Genomic DNA, 21,902 nt, shown 5'->3' on the forward strand with positions numbered 1-21,902 from the left:
ATCTTGGGAGAAGAATGAGCAGTTTTGGGGTTATTCATTTCATTTTAAACAAAACAAAAAAAGTGTCACAAATGCCTATTTCATAAGCATTTGTGACACTTTTTGTTTGTTATGTTAAACATCATTTCAATACTGAATTACTGCAGTTATCTTTTCCTTCTAGGACCTACAATTAATTTAATCGCCGTTCTTTCTTGATCATTAATAGTAACCTCTTGAAATGCTGGAACAAAAGCCAAATCAATACCACTTGGAGCAACAAATCCTCTTGCGATTGCAATTGCTTTTATCGCTTGATTTATAGAACCTGCCCCAATCGCTTGAATTTCCACATTGCCACTTGTTCTTAGTACACCAGCTATTGCACCTGCTACTGAATTTGGTTTTGATTTTGAAGATACCTTTAATATATTTTCCATGTAAGTTGCTCCCTCTATTATTTAATCGCTCTTTTGTTACGGTTTAAAATATTTCAACGTATCTTTTATTACTATTCACACCAAAAGCAAACAATGCTACATATGTACATTCATTCGATACTTTTCGTCTTCTTCCTGCCCCACTACGTAAATAAAAGATAATAACCACAAACTCTAATATACAAACACTTCAAAATAGACATTCACTTAAACGATCACATCATTGCAACTGAGGATAATGGTTTTACTTTCACATGTAAAATATGCGTGCCCGCTTTACTTCAATCTTTCAAGATATTCCACTGATATTTCCACCAAAACATCAACCTTTTCTTCTTCAAAATCGTTACAGCTACTATTCTATTACTACATTTCATCGTATTCGCACTTTATACTCCAAATCTATCACCTTTTATATAAGACAAGCATAAAATACTATGAGTATACACTTCATTCATAATAGGAGGTAATATATTGGGTTCATACTATCATTCTTCAAATTCAAATAAAAAATGTTCATGTAACTCTTCTTCCAGTTCATATAAAAAATGTTCATGCAACTCCTCTTCTAGTTCCTATAAAAAATGTTCATGCGACCATTCACATAAAAAAAGCTGTCCAGCATACGGCACTTTTTGGCAAACTGAGTTTATAACTGTTCCTTTTGGAGATCCTTTTCCATTCAATCACGTTGGCCCTATAGCAGGAGGAGTTTCCTTACTAAATCCTACTACTATACAATTTAGTCAAGCTGGTGATTATAGAGTTTCTTTCATTTCAACGATTAACACTACTTCAAATCCTGTATTTCCACATATTCCAGTCATGACTATATTTTTAAATAATAATCCACTCGCTAATAGTCAAGGTGATTTCGCTTTCCAAATGAATACTTCATCAAATAACGAATGTCTTCAACTAGCAGGCGAAACGATTGTTACAGTGACAGCTAATTCCACTCTTCAACTGAAAAATAATAGTGGTTTTAATCGTCAAAGTATTGCAACTTGTGATAATGGTATTAATTCAGTTGAATTAACAGTTATAAAACTAAGTTAATAATTCTCTTCACATTCAGATGCTATTTCAGCATCTTTTTTTATTGAATAATGCTCTTTTGATTCCTATAATCAAACATAAATTCCATTGTACGTTTCTGTTAATCTAATAAACATGAAAAAAGTACCGAACTCTTCTACTACAAAAGTTCGGTACTTTTTATATTAAAAACCCCTCATTCTTTCTTACTTCTCCACATAAACCGACTTAACAATTGTACGATTATACGGTTGTCCTTCTTTATTCGTCCCTTTTATATCCATCGTAACGTTATATACTCCTGGTTGCTTTATGTCCTTCAAAGCACCAGTAAACGTATTGTTATTACCCTTTTGTAATTCATTGTATTCAGAGACTAGTTTCCCTTCTTTATTAACTACTCTTACTGTTATAGAAAGATCCCCTTTCATTTCAGGTGCCACAGGTGATTTTTTCAGTTTATACTCAGATTTATTCACTTTAACTTTTGTAGGCATTTGGAGAACAAATGGTGCACCACTATTGTAATCGCTTACAATTAAAAATGCATCTTTCGACTGCTTCGCCATCATTTTAACTTTCCATTCTCCTACATCCATTTTATCAAATTTAAATGTTCTAATTGTCGCACCACCAAAGAAAGATTCACCTTCATCAGTAGTAATAACGCTATCCTTATTTGTATACATTTTTCCTTTTGGAGACATCATTTGTACTTCTACATCAGAAGACGCTGTTAAGATAGAAACGATTCCTTCAGCTTTTTTATCAACCGTAACAGTTTGCTCTATCCACTGATTTTGTGGCAATTCTCCTCCTAAAATGTTTTGATTTGAAGTTGTATTTAGTTGTTCTATATTTTCATCTGAACTAGTGCTGGATGCTACTAAAGCTGGTACAGCTACATTTGATGTACGTAAATATGGTTCAATTCGAGAGAAAACAGCAGATCCTTTTCGTATATTATCATGATCAAATCTGGAATCTGTAAATAAATGCGTTCCATATGGCAGCTTAGCACTCCACTCATTTACTAGTCCATCATTTGAACCGTATGATGACAAATATAACCCGCCCATAGATAGCGCAGAAAATACTGGTCCCCAGCTAGTCCCAGTAGCCGTATAGTAACGGTTTAATTTAGCTGCTGGATTATTATCAATCGTTGAACGAAATTTTGCCATTTCGCCCATTTGTAATGAGTACGTACCATCATCTTTTTGACCTAATATAGAAGCCAGCCATCCAGCCCACCAACTATATGATAAGTCCGCTAAATTTGAGCCATGATGTGGCGTCGCAAGCGTTATAACATTTCCTACAAATCGATTTGCACCATATCCTACTAATGCAGCCTGTGTATCGATACCGCCTTTACTATGTGCTACAATATTAACTTTTTTACCGAAGTGATTATATATTTCTTCTAACTTTTGTGCTAACAATTTTCCGTTGTCCCACTGACTAGCTGACCCTTTCCCAGCAGCATCATATAATTGTATAAATACTGTTTGATATCCTGCTTTTAAAGCATAATCATACATATCATTTATATCGTGATACACTGTCTTTCCATACCAACTATCAGCATTCCCATTCCTTCCTTGTACAAAAAGAATTGGAGGCTTATTCTCATCGTAATTGGCAGGTTTTTGACCTAAAAACCATTCTCCAGGTGTAAATACTTCTGTATCAGGAAATCCCTTTCCAAGCTCTTTTACAACTTCTGCCCGTACATTCGTGCTAATCATTGGAGCCATAATTAAAAATATAATCAGTAAGGCAACACATCTTCTCATCAATCGCATGTTACTCCCCCCACTTTTTTTGAAAGAAGGTGCTCTTTGTAATATTTTTTTATCTTCTCTCTTAATACTAGATAATCTTTTTACTTAAACAAAATCTTGTCCCTATTTGCAAGAGATTACTAGTACACCTTCTTTCTTAACTCACGTTATTCTCTTTGTTTCTATCTCTTCCTTTTGAGAGAACACTATAAAAAAGTTTCTCAATAATTGTTAACCGTACTAAATCCAAATATCTCTAAATCATTATTGTCTATATAAAGTATACAAATCTTGAAAAAACTTTAGGAAAAAAACACTTTATTACCACCTAGTTATAAAAAAGATTAATGAAGATATGTACTTTTATTTAATTTTATACAAAACAAATGAATAGAGGCTTATACTGTAAGACTTTCCTACCATTAAACTTTAAACTGAAATTTCCGAATAGAAAATAATATTTCGAGAAACATATATTATGATAATTTTCGCAGATTTGAATTAAACTTTTATAAGTACTAACCTATCGGTGAGCAGAAGAAAATTCTGTAAAAAGAAAGGAGAATGCTTTATGATGACCAATTTACAAAAGGAGTTTTTTAAACGACTAAAAATTCCTGCAAAAGAAATAACATTTAATGATTTAGATGAAATTCTCTTGAAAATGGGCTTGATTCTCCCCTATGAAAATCTCGATATTATGGCTGGTACTATTAAAAACATCTCAAAAAATAACTTAGTAGAAAAGTTACTAATTCAAAAACGAGGCGGTCTTTGTTATGAATTAAACTCCTTATTGTATTACTTTTTAATGGATTGTGGGTTTCAAGTATATAAAGTAGCTGGTACTGTTTATGATCTTTACGATAATAAATGGAAACCCGATGATGGTCATGTCATAATCATATTAAATCATAATTTTAAAGATTATGTTATAGACGCAGGCTTTGCATCTCATCTACCTCTACATCCCGTCCCTTTTAACGGAGAAGTGATTTCTTCTCAAACGGGAGAATATCGAATTCGCAAACAAACTACCCGAAAAGGTACACACATTTTAGAAATGAGAAAAGGAGCTAACGGGGAATCTACAAATTTCTTGCAATCTGAACCTTCACACGAATGGAAAATAGGCTATGCTTTCACTTTACATCCAATAGATGAGAAAAAAGTGAATAACATTCAAAAAGTGATTGTAGAGCATAAAGAATCGCCTTTTAATAAAGGGGCTATTACTTGTAAATTAACTGATTATGGTCACGTATCATTAACAAATAAAAATTATACAGAAACCTTTAAAGGCACAAAAAATAAACGACCAATAGAATCAAAAGATTATGCTCGCATTCTTCGTGAATCTTTTGGAATAACGCAAGTAAAATATGTAGGAAAAACACTAGAAAGAGGCTAGTTGACTAGAAGTATTTCATAATAAAGCAGATTCCATATTTAGAATCTGCTTTATTTTATATTTTGTTATAAAGAATTTTTTTGCTGGTATCCTTTAATTTTCAATGATATACTCATCATCATATTTATCATATTGGAGGCCTGATCCTATTTTTGATTCCGTAACTTGATCTCTTAAAAACGGTGCAGCTTCCATTTTGCTAGTTGCAATTTCAATTCCATATTTTTTCGTTAAATGGGCTAATTCTATTAAAAACCACTCTCTTCGCAATGTAACTGGAATATCCAATGTTCTTCTTTTCATATATAATAGCACCTCTTTAATTTCATAACTTAATGAACATCATTACATGCACGTGTGAAAACTACCTTTCATCACTAACATCCAATGAAACATTATAGTATATGCATGTCCATTTTAAACGTGCTATTACAAAACAATATTTCAGTTTACATAATCATATTATGTAAGAGTAGAAGAGAAAGGTATATCCCTTCCCTTCTACTCTAGAAACTTAAATTAAGAACATCTTGGTACACCTAAAGCTAAGAATAAACCTGCTACTCCCGCAGTAATCGGTACTTTTAACGTAATAACATCGTCTACTTTCGTTACTAAAAAGAAAGCATTACCTTCTTGTAATATACAAGTTACCAATAATTGAAATTCCATTTAAACCCCCTCCTTTCAATCGTTATATTACACTTTATGAATTCTCTTCAAAAATGTAATAGGGAATATATCCATTTTTCCTTATATATGAAATGAATGTTTATAAGTCTATTAAAAATACTAATTTTCTAAATTTATATAAATCGTGTAATATCCAATAAGTTCCTATATAATCAATAGTGAAAATCTTACAAATGGAGGTATAAAAATGGCAATTTTGAGTAATATTGGTGCAGCTTTATTTTTTATTGCTTTTATTCTTTTAATACTATGTATCATTTCATTCTTTAAGAAAAATGGAAAAGCAAAACAATATGGTCGTCCTACTGTTATTCTTTTTATGATTTCAATTCTCTTAACAGGAATGGGCACTACAAAATCTGAACACCCAGTCATCGATTTTTTTGCTACTTTAAGTTTAATTTTATTTATTTTTTTCCTTATTCTAGCAATCTTATCCGTAATTAAAAAGACAGGTGTAGCAAAAAAACAATTTATAATCACTGCTATTTTATTTGTCATTTTTGGTGCGTTATCAAGTATTTCAAACCCTTCTTCTGAAAAGACGTCAGCTACTAGTAAAAAAGTTGCATCTAACAATGCAGAACAAAAAGATAGCGACAAAAAAGATGAAGCAGCAAAGAAAGAAGCAGATGAAAAAACTCAAAAGCAAGAAGATAAGAAGCGTCAAGCGGAAGAACAAGCTCGTAAGCAAGAGGATGAAAAACGCCAAGCCGAAGAGCAAGCTCGCAAACAACAAGAAGAGCAAAAACGTCTCGCTGATGAACAAGCTCGTAAACAACAAGAAGAGCAAAAACGCCAGGCTGATGAGCAAGATCGTAAACAACAAGAGGAACAAAAACGCCAGGCTGATGAGCAAGATCGTAAACAACAAGAAGAGCAAAAACGTCTCGCTGATGAACAAGCTCGTAAGCAACAAGAAGAGCAAAAACGCATAGCTGATGAGCAAGATCGTAAACAACAAGAGGAACAGAAAAAAGCACAGCAAGCTCAAACACAACCGGCTGCAAGTAACAATAGTAATGTAACTTACGCAAATTGTGCCGCAGTTAGAAGTGCTGGGAAAGCTCCTTTATATAGAGACCAACCAGGTTATAGCTCTAAACTTGATCGTGATGGTGATGGAGTTGCATGTGAAAAATAGTATAAAAAAAGAAGCTTCTAGTAAGCTTCTTTTTTTATCAAATAGTATTGCGACTAATTACCTCCTCTCTCTTCCATTTATAACACTCCTATTATTCTCAAATCAGACACATAATAAGTGATTTCAATCACCACATTGTTTTTCAATTATCGCTATTCTTAATTTAGATATTACATTTAAACTTTATGGAGGCATTCATATGGAACATACATTTACTGAAACTTCAATTGTTGGTGAGATTGTTACACAATTTCCGAAAGCTAGTGATCTTTTTAAATCGTATAGAATAGATTTTTGTTGTGGTGGTAATAAACCACTTATTGATGCAATTCATGAAAGAAATTTATCAGCAACAGAAGTACTTACAGAGATAAATACGCTTTATCATAAAACAAAACTATTAAATGAATCTGAAATTGATTGGAAAAATGCTTCTTATCGTGAATTGATTGATTATGTAATTAATAAGCATCATCGTTATTTAAATGAAGAGTTGCCACAGCTAAGTCCATATGTGACGAAAGTATTACGCGTTCATGGAGCAAATCAGCCTCATTTAGCTCAAATTCATAAGCTATTTCATGAACTTAAAATGGAATTAGAACAGCATTTAATTAAAGAAAAAACGGAAGATTTTCCATTAATTTTAGAATTTGAACAAAATCCAACTGATGAAAACTATGCAAAGTTACGTAAAGTAGTAGATGAACTAGAAAATGAACACAATCATGCCGGAAATATTATAAAAGAACTTCGTAAAGTGACAAATGACTTTACGCCGCCAGAAGGAGCTTGCGGCACTTATCGACTTGTTTATCAACGTCTTGAAGCGCTAGAGTCTGATTTATTTGAGCATATTCATTTAGAAAATAATATTTTATTTCCACGTGCAATTACAAGAGCATAAATAAAAGCAGGACATGAGTATTTCTACTCATGTCCTGCTTTTTCATTACGTGAATAACATCCACACTTCTCCCCTTCACATTAACCCGAATTTTAATAATTTGTGAATCATTATAGAAGTGTGATAAATATCACATCTCCCCCTTTTTTGATTTTCTATAATAGAAATATAATCCTTTGTTCAACATTTCACATAAAAAGGGGAAACGAAAATGAAAAAACGTTTAGTGATGATCGGAAATGGTATGGCTGGCATACGCTGTATGGAAGAAATATTAAAACATGATAGTGATTCATATGAGATTACTATTTTTGGAGATGAACCGCATCCAAACTACAACCGTATTATGCTCTCTCATGTTTTACAAGGCAAAACAAATATGCAAGATATCATTATGAATGAATATAGTTGGTACGATGAAAACGAAATAACTTTGTATACAAACGAAAGAGTTCAAAGTATTAACCGAGAAGAAAAAATTATTACTACAGAAAAAAATCGTACTCTTACATATGACAAGCTCATTATTGCAACAGGTTCTAGTGCTTTTATTTTACCTGTTGAAGGTTCCACCCTTCCTGGTGTAACAGGCTTTCGAACAATTGAAGATACACAATTTATGATTGATACCGCTAAAGAAAAGAAAAAGGCCGTTGTCATTGGTGGTGGATTACTCGGTTTAGAAGCCGCAAGAGGTCTTATTGACTTAGGAATGGACGTACATGTTGTTCATTTAATGCCTAGCTTAATGGAGCAGCAACTAGATACGAAAGCCGCTTCTCTTCTGCGCGAAGATTTAGAAGTACAAGGCATGAAGTTTTTAATGGAAAAGAAAACTGTAAAAATTCTTGGCACAGAACATGTTGAGGGCATTCAATTTGAAGATGGTGAAGTTGTAGATTGTGATTTAATCGTAATGGCTGTCGGAATACGACCAAATACGAAAATAGCAAGAGATGCTGGTCTCATTGTCAATCGAGGCATTGTAGTCAATGACTACATGCTTACAAATGATGAATCCATTTATGCAGTTGGCGAATGTGCAGAACATGATGGTATCGCATATGGACTTGTTGCCCCTCTTTATGAACAAGGCGCAATATTAGCGAAACATATAACGAATTTACAAACTGATGGATATACGGGCAGTATCGTCGGTACGCAATTAAAAGTTGCTGGTTGTGATTTATTCTCTGCTGGCCAAATTTATGAAGATGATCAGACGAAAGCAATTTCAATATTTGATGAATGTAAACGTTCCTATAAAAAAGTATTAATTCGTGATAATAAAGTCGTCGGTATCGTTTTATATGGTGACACAGCTGATGGTACACGCCTCTTTAGCATGTTAAAGAAAGAAGAGGATATACAAGAATATACAGCCGCTTCCCTTCTTCACAAAGCTGGTGAAGAAAGTGAACTTGACGTTGCTACAATGAGTGCAGATGACACGATTTGTGGATGTAATGGTGTTACGAAAGGTACAATCGTTCATGCCATTTTAGAGCAAGAGTTAACTACTTTTGAAGAAGTAAAAGGCTGCACGAAAGCCGCAGGATCTTGTGGTAAATGTCGTCCGCTTGTGGAACAAGTTTTATCTCATACACTCGGAGATGCTTTTGATGCTTCTGCGCAGTCTGCTGGTATGTGCGGATGTACAACTTTATCACGTGATGAAGTCGTAGCCGCCATTCACGAGAAAGGCTTAAAATCTCCAAAAGAAGTACGAAATGTTCTTGGTTTTGTACATGAAGATGGCTGTTCAAAATGTCGTCCTGCTTTAAATTACTATTTACGTATGGCGATTCCAGAAGAATATGAAGATGATAAATCGTCCCGTTTCGTTAATGAAAGAATGAACGGGAACATCCAGTACGATGGTACATTCTCTGTTATTCCACGTATGTACGGAGGCGTTACAACAGCTGATGATTTAATGAAAATTGCTGAAGTTGCGAAAAAATATGACGTCCCTCTTGTGAAAATTACAGGTGCGAGTCGAATCGGCTTATATGGTGTGAAAAAACAAGATTTACCTAACGTATGGGCTGACTTACATATGACTTCGGGGTATGCGTATTCAAAATCGCTTCGTAATGTAAAATCATGTGTTGGTTCTCGCTTCTGCCGTTTCGGTACGAAAGATTCATTAGGACTTGGTATGCTCCTTGAACAATCATTAGAAATGGTAGATACACCCCATAAAATGAAGATGGGTGTAACGGGTTGTCCGCGTAACTGTGCGGAAGTACTGACGAAAGATTTTGGCGTTGTTTGTGTCGAAAATGGATACCAACTTTATATTGGTGGAAATGGTGGTACAGAAGTACGCGAAGCTGATTTTGTAATGATTGTCCCTACTGAAGGTGATGTCCTTCGCATCGCTACAGCTTACATGCAATATTATCGTGAAACTGGTATATACGGAGAGCGTACTGCCTACTGGACAGAACGTTTAGGTTTCGATCACATAAAAGAAATACTACAAGATGCAAGTATGGTGACTACGCTAAATGAACGCTTCCAAACAGCTCGTAGCACATATACGGAAGCGTGGGGACAAGCACTAGAAACGAAGTCATTAAAAGCGATGTATGAAGTAGAAACTGTGAAATAAGGAGCTGTGATCTATATGATACAAACGAAAGAAAAAATAAAAGTTATGCGTGCGGAAGACCTTCCTATTCAAATCGGTAAAGAAGTGCAAATGAAAGGTATATCTATCGCCCTATTCCGCCTTTCAAATGGAGATATTCGAGCTGTAGAAAATCGTTGTCCTCATAAAAACGGACCGTTAGCAGAAGGAATTGTATCTGGAGAATTCGTCTTTTGTCCACTGCATGATTGGAAAATTTCATTACTAACAGGTGAAGTTCAAAAACCTGATGACGGCTGTATTCAAACATACGAAGTAGAAGTTATTGATGGTGACATTTATTTATACATGTAATTTTCGAAAGGAAGCCTCCTCTGGCTTCCTTTTAAATAAAAATAGAAGAGGTGCGATGATGAACGGATATGTATATTTAGTTGGTGCAGGACCAGGTGATGAAGGGCTTATTACAAAGAAAGCGATAGATTGTTTAAAGCGTGCAGATATCGTTTTATATGACCGTTTATTAAACCCTTTCTTTCTTAGTTATACAAAAGAAACATGTGAACTTATTTATTGCGGCAAAATGCCAAAGAATCATATTATGCGACAAGAAATGATTAACGCCCACCTCCTTCAATTCGCACAAGAAGGAAAAATCGTTGTCCGATTAAAGGGCGGAGATCCATCTATTTTTGGCCGCGTTGGTGAAGAAGCAGAAACTTTAGCAGCAGCGAACGTTCCATATGAAATCATACCAGGTATTACATCTAGCATCGCCGCTAGTAGCTATGCAGGTATCCCCCTCACCCACCGTAACTACAGTAATAGCGTCACTTTATTAACTGGGCATGCAAAAGGGCCTTTAACCGATCATGGAAAATATAATTCATCCCACAATAGCGACACAATTGCCTACTACATGGGTATAAAAAACTTACCTACAATTTGTGAAAACTTACTACAAGCAGGAAAGAAAAAAGATACGCCAGTAGCCGTCATTGAATGGGGTACAACCGGAAAGCAGCGCGTTGTCACAGGAACACTTTCAACCATTGTTCCTATCGTCAAAAACGAGAATATTTCAAATCCATCCATGACAATTGTTGGTGATGTCGTTTCCTTACGTAATCAAATCGCTTGGAAAGAACGTAAACCATTACATGGTAAAAAAGTTTTATTTGCATCCGCAACGAATAAAACAAGTTCAATGAAGCAAAAGTTACAAGAAGCCGGTGCAGAAATATATCAAATTCCTACTTTCAAAAAAGCAGAATACACATTAACACTTGAACAAATCAATGAAATTTTTAACGTTGATCGCCTTGTTTTTTGTTCAGCTGAAAGTGTAGAAATATTGATGCAATCATGTAGTAAACATCAGAAAGATATTCGTTCCTTACAGGCGAAACTGCAATATTTGAACGTTGCCACTCAAGAAAAACTTATGCAATATGGGCTACTAAGTAAACAAGCAGAGTTCTCTTCCGATACAACTGTTTATTTAGGTAGAAATATTAATCGAATTGCTTTTATTCAAGAGAAAATTGGTGCCGGTTCATATATGATGACTCATTCGTATACAATTGATCATCGTTTCGATGAAGTCCATTCTCGTATGCTTTCTGAATTCTCATGGGATAGCATTGTGTTTGAAGGGCGTGCCTCAATTGATACATTTCTATCAGAAATAAAACGACTTGGCTTTATCGATATTCTTACTCTTCCCTTCTCGTATACCGACATTCCAACTTTACACTATGCGAATAAAGTCGGTTTTCATAATGTAGATGAGCAATTACAAGACATGATTATGAAGAAAGATTTGGTGGTACGATGAAAGGAATTGTATATGTTGGACACGGTAGTCGCCTGCGAGAAGGTAATGAACAATTCATTCACTTTATTCAATCTGTTATGAAAGAACGTAACGAAAGGAGTCAAAAAATAGCTTTTCTTGAACTAACGACACCTACCATTCAAGATGCCATTACAGAAACAATACTAGAGGGAGCAACTGAAATAATGATTGTACCTGTTTTATTATTTGCAGCAGCTCACTATAAACGTGATATTCCTTTTGAGATAGAAAAAATACAAAAGCAATATCCACATATAACATTTTCAGTTGTACAACCTTTTAGTACACATCCACATATGGTTGAACTTGTAGTAAAAAGAATACGTGAAACTATTCCAATGCAAAGTAGTAGTGTTTTACTCGTAGGGAGAGGTAGTAGTGACCCCCAGCCGATACATGAGTTACAACAAATCGGAGCAGCTGTCGAACGAAAACTCGGTATGCCAGTATGTTGTTCCTTTTTAACGAAAGGAACGCCCATTTTTACTGCTGAGCTCAAGACTATAACATCGACTGCATCCCATGTATATGTCATGCCGTACCTTCTCTTTACTGGATTATTGCTTCAAAAAATTAAGTTGCATACAAAAAAATACGATCACGTTACAACTTGCAATTGCCTTCAGTTTGATACATATATGAAATTAACATTACTAGAACGAATGGAGGAATGTGTGTATGTATAACATGTACCCTCTTATGTTTAATCTACATAATAAAGTGGTCGTTATCATTGGTGGAGGTAAAATCGCATATCGAAAAGCGTCTGGATTAAAAGATACAGGCGCTTTTGTCACCGTTGTCAGCCCAGAAATTTGCAAGGAAATGAAAGAACTTCCTTATATTAATTGGAAGCAAAAAATTTTTTCTAATGATGATATTAAAAATGCTCATCTTATTTATGCAGCTACAAATCAACATGCTATAAATATGATGGTCAAACAGGCCGCCCACGATTCCCAGTGGGTTAACGTTGTAAGTGATGGTACAGAATCATCGTTTCACACACCTGGTGTCATCCGACATGATGAATATGTTGTCACTATTTCAACTTCTGGTAAAGATCCATCGTTTACGAAGCGTTTGAAACTAGAGTTAACCTCTATCCTTCCTAATCTTATAAAAAGACTTTCTCGTTCACACAAATTGTAATCTATTTCTTAGCTAAAATAGTAATTACCTTTGGACAAACGTTTTTTAGAGGCGTTTGTTCTTTTTGTTTTGGTTTCTTTTTTGAAACTGCACAGGCAATCTGCGAAGAAATTGAATGGTGTTGGCAACTTGTAAACCAGTAAATGTTATGATAACTGCAACATTACGAGCAACTCGTTCCATTCAGTTTTTTATATTGGGTATTCATCCAACCAAATTAGCGCTTGTTCATAATCATCAAAAAATTCCACAGATTCTTTCGTATTGGATTGTTGCAAATAATTCAGTATCTCCCCTTCTTCAAGAAGAAATGCAATTGCCTTACTATGATTCAAAATGGTTTCATTGAAGAACTTATCTTTCCATACTTTTTGAACAGAAAAATGAGTTGGCTTGTATCCTTTTCTATCTACCAATAATTTGTATTTCCGCCCCTCAGAAATAAATTGCTGACAAACCTGTTCAAAACCATTAAACCATTCATACACATCCTCTGTTTTAATCTGGCCAATTAGATGGGTAACAATCAAATCTCCTGAAACTGTCGTTCTAATATTCCGTTTATTCAACTTAGAATCATCCCCCTTAGCGTAAAAATCTCATAACACTCTTACTTGATACTCCCATCCCTACAAAAGCAAGCTGACCAAAGGAAGCCTCTTTCTAGTACGCTAAACGTGTAAGAAGCGGAATGCCTTTATCTACTCGTTTCTTTAAAGTTCCTGATTGTAGAATTAGGTTTAAGGTCATACATTTATCCCTTAATTTCTTTATCCGTAGGCAAAACAATTGCAGCAATTATATAAAGTAACACTGTAAATCCACTAGTAAAAAAAGCTGATAATGCAGTTACTATGCGAAGAATACTTACATCAATTCCATACTTGTCGCTTAAGCCACCTAACACACCTGATACTTGTTTATCTTGAGTGGACTTATATAATTTTTTCATCTAAACACCCCGATTCAATTAAATATTTGTATGTTAAAAATTAGTTCGATCTTTGGAAGAAATTTAAACTTTCTTTAACTAACCTGCCCTTTAATTGAATAACACCTGACATCTATATTTTAACATAAAATCACATAAGCCTTCTTTTTTCATTTTAAAACCACATTATTTTAGAAAACAAGCGTTTGTTGAGATATCAATAAAAAACATGTTGAAGCCTATTACTAAAAGAACCGTCCCAAAATACTTTGGAACGGTTCTTTTTCCTTATTAATGATTTTTTAACATCACTAACAGTTTCTCTTGGCTATACATCCACACTGTAATGATTAAACAAGCAAGTGCGACTTCTGATAATGCCATAAATCCAATTGCATAATGACCTGTTAGTTGGAATAGTAAAGTTAAAATTAGGGGCGGGAAGAACCCTCCTAGTCCACCTAAAGCTGAAACGAGTCCATTTACAATACCAGCTTGTTCTGAGAAGTACATTGGAACGAGTTTGAAGATTGTACCATTACCAATCCCTGCACAAAATGCGACTAGTAGGCAACCAAAAGTATACACGTTCATACTAGGCATAAATGATAAAATAATACCTGAAAGTGTTAAACCGACAAATACGAAGATTAATATTTTAAACGGGTTAAACTTATCACCAAGCCAACCACCAATCGGACGCATCATTGTTGCGAGTACGATGAATCCGGCTGTCCGCATACCTGCATCTACTTTTTCTAATCCGAAGTGAGATACTAAAAAGTTTGGTAAGTATACTGTAAATGCGACAAATGATCCGAATGTTAAAAAGTAAAAGATACATAAAAACCAAAGTTTTTCATTTTTATATACCCCTTTTATTTGTTCCATTAATGGTGTATTCACCTTTTTCTCCTTACGATCACCTAATAAAAAGTTCATAAGTGCAAATGCTGCAAGTAAAACTAAATAACACTGTACCGTCGTTCTCCAGCCAACTGATGTTGCAATGACGGGTGCTAAGAACGAAGTAATTGCTGTTCCGGCGTTACCGACACCGTAAATACCATTTACAAAACCGTGACTCTCTTTCGGGAAGTATTTCGGTAAAGAAGTTACCCCTACGGAGAATACGGCCCCACCGATTCCGACAAATAAGCCACCAATAATTAAATCCATCATTGAATTGGCAACACTAATATAAAAGACAGGAAATAATAATAGAATAAAACTAATAAAGAATAATTTTCTTGCTCCGAAACGATTTGTCCAATAACCAATTGGAATGCGAAGAACAGAACCTAAAATAACTGGTACTGCTGTTACCATAGAAATTTGTCCCGCAGTTAATGGAATATCCACTTTAATATAAGGCATTAATGATGATAAAATCACCCACACCATAAAACCGATTACTAGATTAGAAGTTTGTAAACTTAATTGAAAATTAGGACTTTTCATCCTGTTCCCTCCTATGTATGCATAGTTATATTCATTCCCTCCAGCCTAATCACGTCCTAACATGATTAGGCTGAAAAGAATCAACCACCACTTACTGGCGGAATCATTGCTACGACATCGCCAGTTTGAATGATGTCATCCTCATGTGCATACTCTTCATTTATAGCGACCATTATCTCACTTGAAATTGCTACGTTGTATTTCGTAATAAGGACTTCCTTTAGTTCAGCAACCGTAATATTTTCACAATCTATGTGTAATGCTGACTTACTTACTTCTTCTTGTAAATGTGCAAATAATAGTACTTCAATCATATTCTCATCTTCTTTCCAGGCTCACCATTTGCATACGCTACCTTCTCTAACTGATCACCTATCCATGACTCACCATCTTCCCAAAACTCTTTCTTCCAAATTGGAACAATTTGTTTTATACGCTCCATAATATATTCGTTCGCCTCATAGGCTGCTTTCCGGTGTTGTGTAGAAACAGCGACGACAACAGCAAGATCAGAAATTTGTAATGTACCAATGCGATGTGTAATGGCGACATATGTCCCAGGCCATTTCTCTCCTACTTCGGTGCCAATTTTCTTAAGCTGTTTCTCCGCCATTGACTTATATGCTACATACTCTAAATATAGCGTACGACGGCCTTTCGTAAATTCTCTAACAGTACCAATGAAAGTTGCAACTGCGCCACATTCACGAAGAATTACTTTGTTTGTAACTTCTTCAATTGAAATAGGTGTATCAATTACTTCATAATACGTATGTGTCATCTTGCACCTCTTATCTTTGTATAAGTTAGCAATCTATTTTTCTATTCTTTGTATGATCGAAACTGTTCTTCCCACGGCCACTCACTTCCGACGTTTGATTCTAATAACAGTACCGAAACAGTCATTCCTGCTTCAAATCCTCTCGTTCCGCCCGGCAGGACGATACATGCATTCGCTTCTGCAAGTGAAGAAATGGCACTAGATTTGTCTAAACCAACTGGTGTTGCTTGCAATGTTCCATCTACAATTTCCACTTTCCCTCTTACAAAACGAGTAAATGGGTTTGCTTTCAGAAAGTCTTTCTGTAAAATTGCCTCTGCACGAAATATGTGCGGATCTTTTCTATGCAAATATGTTCTAATGACTGGCCGGACATATAATTCACAACCGACATAACATGCAGAAGGATTACCAGATAGACCAAATAATAGTTTTCCTTCTAGCTCAGCTACAGTTGTCACACTTCCTGGTCGCATCGCTATTTTATTGAAAAGTACATTAGCTCTTAATTTCTCATAAATAGCAGGTAAATAGTCATAGTCTCCTACCGAAACGCCACCAGTTGTAATTAAAATATCGACTTCTTTTATCGCTTTTTTCACAGTGTTATAACATGTCTCAAAATCGTCAGCGAATTGTCCATAATACTGTACAACCCCGCCCGCTCGTTCAACTTGAGCAGCTATCATATAGGAGTTACTATTTCGAATCTTCCCTGGCTTTAATTGTTCATGTACTTCAAGCAGTTCACTTCCTGTCGTTACAATTCCAATAACCGGCTGTTTTACAACGTGAACGGTACTATAACCAAACGTTGAAAGAAGCGCCACTACTCCAGGGTTAATAACAGTCCCTTTTTTCACAAGGATGGTATTTTGTTTTACATCCTCTCCTTTAAAAGAAATGTTATCCCCAGCAATAAAGGAACGTTTCAATTTCATATAAGTCGTTTCATTTTCTTCAAACCCTTCTGTTAGCTCTAACATAACAACCGCATTACACCCTTTCGGAATTGCGGCTCCTGTCATAATACGGGCAGCTTGAAATGCTTTCACTTCTTCTGTAAAAACAAAACCGGCTCCAATTTCACCAATCACTTCAAACAGAATGGGATTACTGCTACTTGCTTCTTTTGTATCTTCTGCTCGAATCGCAAACCCGTCGTATGGAGAGCGATCAAAATGAGGGACATCATGATCTGCAATAACATCTTCTCCAAGAATTCTTCCGTAACTTTCTATAAGAGAAACCTCTTCTATTTCACCTTGATGAGCGTATTTCATTACACGTGCCACTGCTTCTGCCACCGGAATTGGTATACGTTTTTCTAACATTCTTTTTCACCTCATTTTAATAAGGGACAACGCTCTTTCTGTTCATCCTATATATTTTGCGTATAATCGTTTTGCTATTTTCACATCATTTGTTCCATGAATAAATGCCCTACCGTCTGTAAATAAAACGAAACGATATTTATCAATTAGAAATGATAGTAAGTAAGGCGTTTTTTGGACATGTACACTTTTTTGTAATCGTTTTTGAATTTCGTTTAAATTAAGATCTCTCTTTATTCCTGAACGGATTTGAACTGTATTCCGTCCGCATAGCACTTCAGTTTTCATCTGCGCTTCAAATGCTAGACTTGGATACGTTCGTGATTTCCCACAAGATGGACATGTACTTTTTTTCTGTCTATTTACTTTTAATGAGAGATATTGATTGTTCCAAATATCAAATGATAACATCGTTCCTCTTAGCGACTCATAATCATCCACCAATATTTTCATCGCCTCTGTCACTTGGTGAGCAACAACCATCTGTACAGCTGGCTGAATAATTCCGGCTGTATCGCATGTTGCACCGCCCATAGGATGATTCATTAGACAGCGAAAACATGGTGTTTTCCCAGGAAGAATTGTATACGTTACACCGTAACTTCCAATGCATCCACCGTATATCCAAGGTATATTTTCTTTTTGTGAAATGTCATTTATAAGTAGGCGCGTATCAAAATTGTCAGTCGCATCTAATATGAGCTCCACTTCTTTTGTTAACTCTTCTATTTCTTGCATTGTGACATCCGTTACAACTGGTACAATTTCCACTTCAGAATTAATCTTTCTTAAATGTTCTGCCGCTGCAATTGCTTTCGGTTTACAATGCTTTGCATCTTCTTCTGTATATAACTGTTGCCGCTGTAAATTACTCCATTCGACGTAGTCACGATCGGCAATTGTCAATTTCCCAATTCCCATCCTAACGAGCGCTTCCGCATTTGCAGCTCCTAGTGCACCCGCACCGATTAGGAGCACTTGCTTTTCGCTTATTTTGCTTTGTCCCATTTCACCAATTCCAGAAAACAATACTTGCCTTGAATATCGCTCTTGCATAGAGAATCCTCCTTTCGCTATCCGCCAATGTATGACATTTCAACTTTTGGACGTTTATTTGTACTTTCCATCGTTCTTTCATCTGAATATCGATCTGTTCTATATCGCCATGTATGTTGTAAAATTTTTAATAGTGAGGCATCCGAAATATTTTCTCGAAGAAGCGTTCGCAAATCCGTTCCTTTTTCTCCAAATAAGCACGTATAAAACTTGCCGTCTGCCGAAATACGAGCTCTCGTACAAGAAGAACAAAATGACTCAGATACTGAAGTAATAAATCCAACTTCGGCATCGCTCCCTACATATCGATACAATTTCGCAACTTCTCCAAAGTAACGAGGTTGAACAGGCTCAATCGGATATACGCGATTAATCTTCTCTATTAATTGTTCCTTCGTAATAACTTGTTCAAAGTTCCATCCGTTCGTACTGCCAACATCCATAAACTCAATGAAACGTAACTGTATTTCTTGTTCTTTAAAATACTGAGCCATAGGAAGAATTTGACTATCATTCATTCCTTTTTTTACGACCATATTTACCTTTACTTCTAATCCAGCTGCCTTCGCTGCTTCAATTCCTTTCAGTACAGGTTTTGTACTTACATTTCTTCCGTTAATTTTTTGGAAGACGTGATCCTCTATCGCATCTAAACTAATATTTACACGCTTTAATCCCGCGTCTTTTAGCGCCTTAGCTTGTTTTGCTAAATGAATTCCGTTTGTTGTGAGCCCAATGTCTTTTAAACCTTCTAGCTTTGTAAGTCTAGCGATTAACTTCGGTAAGTCTTTACGCAATAACGGTTCGCCGCCAGTAAGCCTAATTTTATTGACTCCCATACTTATAAACAATCTTGCTAATCTTTCTATTTCATCGAACGTTAATAATAACTCTTCTTGTAAAAAAGCGTAATCAGGTCCGAATACTTCAGCGGGCATACAATATGTGCACCTGAAATTACAACGATCCATAACTGAAATACGTAAATCTTGAAGTGGCCGTTCTAAAGAATCTTTCATTTTCTCGTGCATCTATATCCCTTCTTTTCTGCTGCAATCCTTAGTAAGTTTTCAATTTTTCATTTGTCTTTATTATAAAAAAGAAGCTACATATTCAATGTGACTTTTCTCACATCACTTTCCCCATTCAAAAATTCTTCACAAATCCGTTCGAATTTTGTTCACATCTTCAGTGCCTACTCCTTACGGTCATTGAAATTTCACTATATTTTTCAAATATCTCTTGCATTTCCAGCATACTTACACTCAAAATAGGAAATGGATTGCTTATAAGAAGAAAGGTGATTGCTGTGACAAACAGTATGAAATTATCTCAAGATTTAAAGGAATTACTTGCATCTGTTGAATATAAAATGCAGATAAAAAAAGGTAGTTTTATTTTTCAAGAAGGTATGGAGGCAACCGAACTCTATATTATCCACTCAGGAAAAGTACAAATTAGTAAACTTAGTGCTGACGGACAAGAATTAACACTTCGAATTTGTTCGGCATATGACATTATTGGAGAATTAACATTGTTCACGGACGATGCGAAGTATTTATTAAATTCAAAATGCCTTGAAGATGTTGAAGTAGGCGTTATAAAGCGTGAAGCGTTAGAAAGAGAATTACTCCAAAAGCCCGCACTTGTATTTGAATTTATGAAATGGATTAGTGAACATTTAAGAAGAATGCAAACGAAGTTCCGAGATTTAGTATTACACGGCAAAAAAGGTGCCCTTTATTCTACTCTCATTCGAATGACAAATAGTTATGGTGTATTAAAAGAAAATGGTATTCTCATCGATTTACCGTTAACAAATCAAGAACTCGCTAATTTCTGTGCAACTTCACGTGAAAGTGTAAATCGAATGTTAAATGAATTAAAAAAGCAAGGTACAATTTCTATTCATAAAGGAAAGATTACAATTCACGATTTACAATTTTTAAAATGTGAAATTGCTTGTGAAGATTGCTCTGCCTCTGTTTGTAGTATTGATTAGCATCTTTTTTAGATACTTATACCTATAAGGAAAGCCGAGGTCTCCAATTAGATCTCGGCTTTCCTTATAAACTACTAAACATATAAAACTAAATCATTTTTTCAATTCATTTGGAATACGTCTTCTGTAAATCACATAACTACGGCTTAAGTATTTAATTGGGGCACTAAAAACATGTACTAGCCTAGTGAATGGCCATACTGCGAAAAGCCCCATCCCTGCAAGAATATGAATTTTAAACCATACAGGCACTTCCATCATATATTCGACTTTCGGTTGGAAAATAAAGAGACTTCGGAACCAAGGACCGATCGTTGTACGATAATCAAACCCTTTTGAGTCGATGTTTAAAAAAGTTGAAGAAAGTCCTGCTAGCATTACGATAAGTAATAAAATAAGCGCAATATAATCTCCCTTTGTACTCGTTGCAATGATACGTTTTACTGTTACGCGGCGGTACGTTAATATAATTAAACCGATGATAGAAGCAACACCTGCCGGAAGTCCGAAACTAATCGCTACTACATGATACATATGCTCCGAAATACCTATTGAACGGTATATAGCCTCTGGAATTAAAATCCCCATAACATGACCGCCAATTACGAACATGATCCCAAAGTGGAATAATAGACTTCCAATTCGGAGCATTTTCTTTTCTAATAGTTCACTAGATTTTGATGTCCATCCAAATTGATCATAGTTGTATCTGAAAATATGTCCACCGATAAAGATTGCAAAAATGATATAGGGAAACAATACCCATAGAAATTGATCCATCATTTTGACAACTCTCCTTTCTAATTTGTCTGTACACCCCATGTATCGATAGTGAGTAGAACAGCCGCAAGAATTGGTTCATACATACTATCTGCTTCTTTTAACTGAACGTGTAATGCTTGTATGTTTTCCTTGTATTTACTCATAATTGGTTCACTGTCTTGCTCATTTGCATTTGCAAAAAACTCGAGTAATAACGGTAAATAATCAGGTAGTTCTTTATCTGTTACTTCAAAACCTGATTTTTTATAATGTTGTTTTAACTCTAATAACTCAATACCTCTTTCTCTTTGTTCGCCGGTGTTCATATAAGTAAGATACATATTTGTCTTTTTACCAAAATCAAATGTATATACGTAACAGTCAATTAATTGATCATCCATTTTATCCAGCGCTTGCTTTATAAATGATGTAAGTGATGCTTTAACGTCTTCCTGTTCAATCGCTTCAATCTCTTCTTGCAATTCAGTTAAAGCTTCTCTCCACCCGAGTTCCGGATAGGAAAGAAGGAATGAAGAACATGAAAAAGCAGTTTGTAAACTTTGTTTCATA

At 35.2% G+C, this 21,902-nt stretch carries 24 protein-coding genes; 10 read left to right on the forward strand and 14 right to left on the reverse strand.

The features are described from left to right. Positions 1–146: 146 nt before the first annotated feature. Entirely contained in the window at positions 147–419 is a 273-nt protein-coding gene (gene spoVS / locus ACUN0F_RS22845; RefSeq protein WP_000427790.1) for a stage V sporulation protein SpoVS, read from the reverse strand. Between the two features lie 474 nt (positions 420–893). Between spoVS and ACUN0F_RS22850 the strand changes: the two genes are divergently transcribed. Further along, positions 894–1,478 carry a hypothetical protein gene (locus ACUN0F_RS22850; protein WP_002085940.1) on the forward strand — a complete coding sequence of 195 codons (585 nt, stop codon included), beginning with the start codon at positions 894–896 and terminating at the stop codon, positions 1,476–1,478. 185 nt (positions 1,479–1,663) lie between these two features. On the opposite strand, the gene ACUN0F_RS22855 is transcribed toward ACUN0F_RS22850, so the two are convergent. Next, the gene (locus ACUN0F_RS22855; RefSeq protein ID WP_445540219.1) at positions 1,664–3,265 is read right to left on the reverse strand and encodes an esterase/lipase family protein; all 1,602 of its coding nucleotides are present in this window, start codon (positions 3,263–3,265) and stop codon (positions 1,664–1,666) included. Between the two features lie 550 nt (positions 3,266–3,815). On the opposite strand from ACUN0F_RS22855, the gene ACUN0F_RS22860 reads away from it, so the two are divergent. After that, positions 3,816–4,655: an arylamine N-acetyltransferase family protein gene (locus ACUN0F_RS22860; RefSeq protein ID WP_000988906.1), complete on the forward strand. Its 840-nt coding sequence runs from the start codon at positions 3,816–3,818 to the stop codon at positions 4,653–4,655. 93 nt (positions 4,656–4,748) lie between these two features. Here the strand turns inward: ACUN0F_RS22860 and ACUN0F_RS22865 are convergent, their stop codons facing one another. Together ACUN0F_RS22865 and exsG are read right to left on the reverse strand one after the other, a co-directional pair. Further along, complete coding sequence (locus ACUN0F_RS22865) at positions 4,749–4,958, reverse strand: hypothetical protein (protein WP_000830261.1); 210 nt, start codon at positions 4,956–4,958, stop codon at positions 4,749–4,751. Positions 4,959–5,174: 216 nt separating this feature from the next. Beyond that, a complete protein-coding gene (gene exsG / locus ACUN0F_RS22870) occupies positions 5,175–5,327 on the reverse strand; it encodes an exosporium protein ExsG (RefSeq protein ID WP_000395678.1) in 153 nt (50 codons plus the stop codon). Positions 5,328–5,535: 208 nt separating this feature from the next. Between exsG and ACUN0F_RS22875 the strand changes: the two genes are divergently transcribed. The 7 genes from ACUN0F_RS22875 (at position 5,536) to ACUN0F_RS22905 (ending at position 13,005) form a co-directional block, all read left to right on the forward strand. Further along, positions 5,536–6,492, forward strand: a complete 957-nt coding sequence (locus ACUN0F_RS22875; protein ID WP_445540220.1) for an excalibur calcium-binding domain-containing protein — start codon at positions 5,536–5,538, stop codon at positions 6,490–6,492. A 199-nt stretch (positions 6,493–6,691) separates the two neighbouring features. Beyond that, positions 6,692–7,399 carry an iron-sulfur cluster repair di-iron protein gene (gene ric / locus ACUN0F_RS22880; RefSeq protein ID WP_445540221.1) on the forward strand — a complete coding sequence of 236 codons (708 nt, stop codon included), beginning with the start codon at positions 6,692–6,694 and terminating at the stop codon, positions 7,397–7,399. Between the two features lie 211 nt (positions 7,400–7,610). Then, positions 7,611–10,016 (forward strand): NADPH-nitrite reductase large subunit, encoded by a 2,406-nt coding sequence (gene nirB / locus ACUN0F_RS22885; RefSeq protein ID WP_445540222.1) that lies wholly within the window; start codon positions 7,611–7,613, stop codon positions 10,014–10,016. Positions 10,017–10,031: 15 nt separating this feature from the next. Beyond that, on the forward strand, positions 10,032–10,349 hold the full coding sequence (nirD, locus tag ACUN0F_RS22890; protein WP_264463130.1) for a nitrite reductase small subunit NirD: 318 nt from the start codon (positions 10,032–10,034) through the stop codon (positions 10,347–10,349). 58 nt (positions 10,350–10,407) lie between these two features. Next, positions 10,408–11,832, forward strand: a complete 1,425-nt coding sequence (locus ACUN0F_RS22895) for a uroporphyrin-III C-methyltransferase (protein ID WP_445540223.1) — start codon at positions 10,408–10,410, stop codon at positions 11,830–11,832. Further along, entirely contained in the window at positions 11,829–12,539 is a 711-nt protein-coding gene (locus ACUN0F_RS22900) for a sirohydrochlorin chelatase (RefSeq protein ID WP_046953623.1), read from the forward strand. The genes ACUN0F_RS22895 and ACUN0F_RS22900 overlap by 4 nt, the downstream gene beginning before the upstream one ends. Beyond that, entirely contained in the window at positions 12,532–13,005 is a 474-nt protein-coding gene (locus ACUN0F_RS22905) for a precorrin-2 dehydrogenase (RefSeq protein ID WP_445540224.1), read from the forward strand. The genes ACUN0F_RS22900 and ACUN0F_RS22905 overlap by 8 nt, the downstream gene beginning before the upstream one ends. Before the next feature lie 191 nt (positions 13,006–13,196). Here the strand turns inward: ACUN0F_RS22905 and ACUN0F_RS22910 are convergent, their stop codons facing one another. The 8 genes from ACUN0F_RS22910 to moaA all read right to left on the reverse strand — a co-directional run bounded on the left by ACUN0F_RS22910 (position 13,197) and on the right by moaA (position 19,599). Beyond that, complete coding sequence (locus ACUN0F_RS22910) at positions 13,197–13,574, reverse strand: STAS/SEC14 domain-containing protein (protein WP_445540225.1); 378 nt, start codon at positions 13,572–13,574, stop codon at positions 13,197–13,199. A gap of 185 nt (positions 13,575–13,759) precedes the next feature. Further along, positions 13,760–13,957, reverse strand: a complete 198-nt coding sequence (locus ACUN0F_RS22915; RefSeq protein WP_000737854.1) for a PspC domain-containing protein — start codon at positions 13,955–13,957, stop codon at positions 13,760–13,762. 270 nt (positions 13,958–14,227) lie between these two features. Beyond that, a complete protein-coding gene (narK, locus tag ACUN0F_RS22920; protein ID WP_000841870.1) occupies positions 14,228–15,397 on the reverse strand; it encodes a nitrate transporter NarK in 1,170 nt (389 codons plus the stop codon). Positions 15,398–15,477: 80 nt separating this feature from the next. Beyond that, a complete protein-coding gene (gene moaD / locus ACUN0F_RS22925) occupies positions 15,478–15,711 on the reverse strand; it encodes a molybdopterin converting factor subunit 1 (protein ID WP_264463132.1) in 234 nt (77 codons plus the stop codon). Further along, complete coding sequence (locus ACUN0F_RS22930) at positions 15,708–16,178, reverse strand: molybdenum cofactor biosynthesis protein MoaE (protein ID WP_445540226.1); 471 nt, start codon at positions 16,176–16,178, stop codon at positions 15,708–15,710. Before ACUN0F_RS22930 ends, moaD begins: the two co-directional genes overlap by 4 nt. Positions 16,179–16,219: 41 nt before the next feature. Then, the gene (locus ACUN0F_RS22935) at positions 16,220–17,512 is read right to left on the reverse strand and encodes a molybdopterin molybdotransferase MoeA (protein ID WP_445540227.1); all 1,293 of its coding nucleotides are present in this window, start codon (positions 17,510–17,512) and stop codon (positions 16,220–16,222) included. A 42-nt stretch (positions 17,513–17,554) separates the two neighbouring features. After that, positions 17,555–18,568 carry a molybdopterin-synthase adenylyltransferase MoeB gene (locus tag ACUN0F_RS22940; RefSeq protein ID WP_097858821.1) on the reverse strand — a complete coding sequence of 338 codons (1,014 nt, stop codon included), beginning with the start codon at positions 18,566–18,568 and terminating at the stop codon, positions 17,555–17,557. A 17-nt stretch (positions 18,569–18,585) separates the two neighbouring features. Next, a complete protein-coding gene (gene moaA, locus ACUN0F_RS22945) occupies positions 18,586–19,599 on the reverse strand; it encodes a GTP 3',8-cyclase MoaA (RefSeq protein WP_445540228.1) in 1,014 nt (337 codons plus the stop codon). Between the two features lie 278 nt (positions 19,600–19,877). Here moaA and ACUN0F_RS22950 point away from each other — a divergent pair, with 278 nt between their 5' ends. Then, positions 19,878–20,570, forward strand: coding sequence for a Crp/Fnr family transcriptional regulator (locus ACUN0F_RS22950; protein WP_046953630.1), 693 nt, complete (start codon positions 19,878–19,880; stop codon positions 20,568–20,570). 93 nt (positions 20,571–20,663) lie between these two features. Here the strand turns inward: ACUN0F_RS22950 and narI are convergent, their stop codons facing one another. Then, positions 20,664–21,353, reverse strand: coding sequence for a respiratory nitrate reductase subunit gamma (narI, locus tag ACUN0F_RS22955; protein ID WP_445540229.1), 690 nt, complete (start codon positions 21,351–21,353; stop codon positions 20,664–20,666). 17 nt (positions 21,354–21,370) lie between these two features. Further along, entirely contained in the window at positions 21,371–21,901 is a 531-nt protein-coding gene (gene narJ / locus ACUN0F_RS22960; RefSeq protein WP_445540230.1) for a nitrate reductase molybdenum cofactor assembly chaperone, read from the reverse strand. Between the last annotated feature and the right edge of the window lies 1 nt (position 21,902).

The organism is Bacillus sp. 1A (assembly GCF_052682215.1).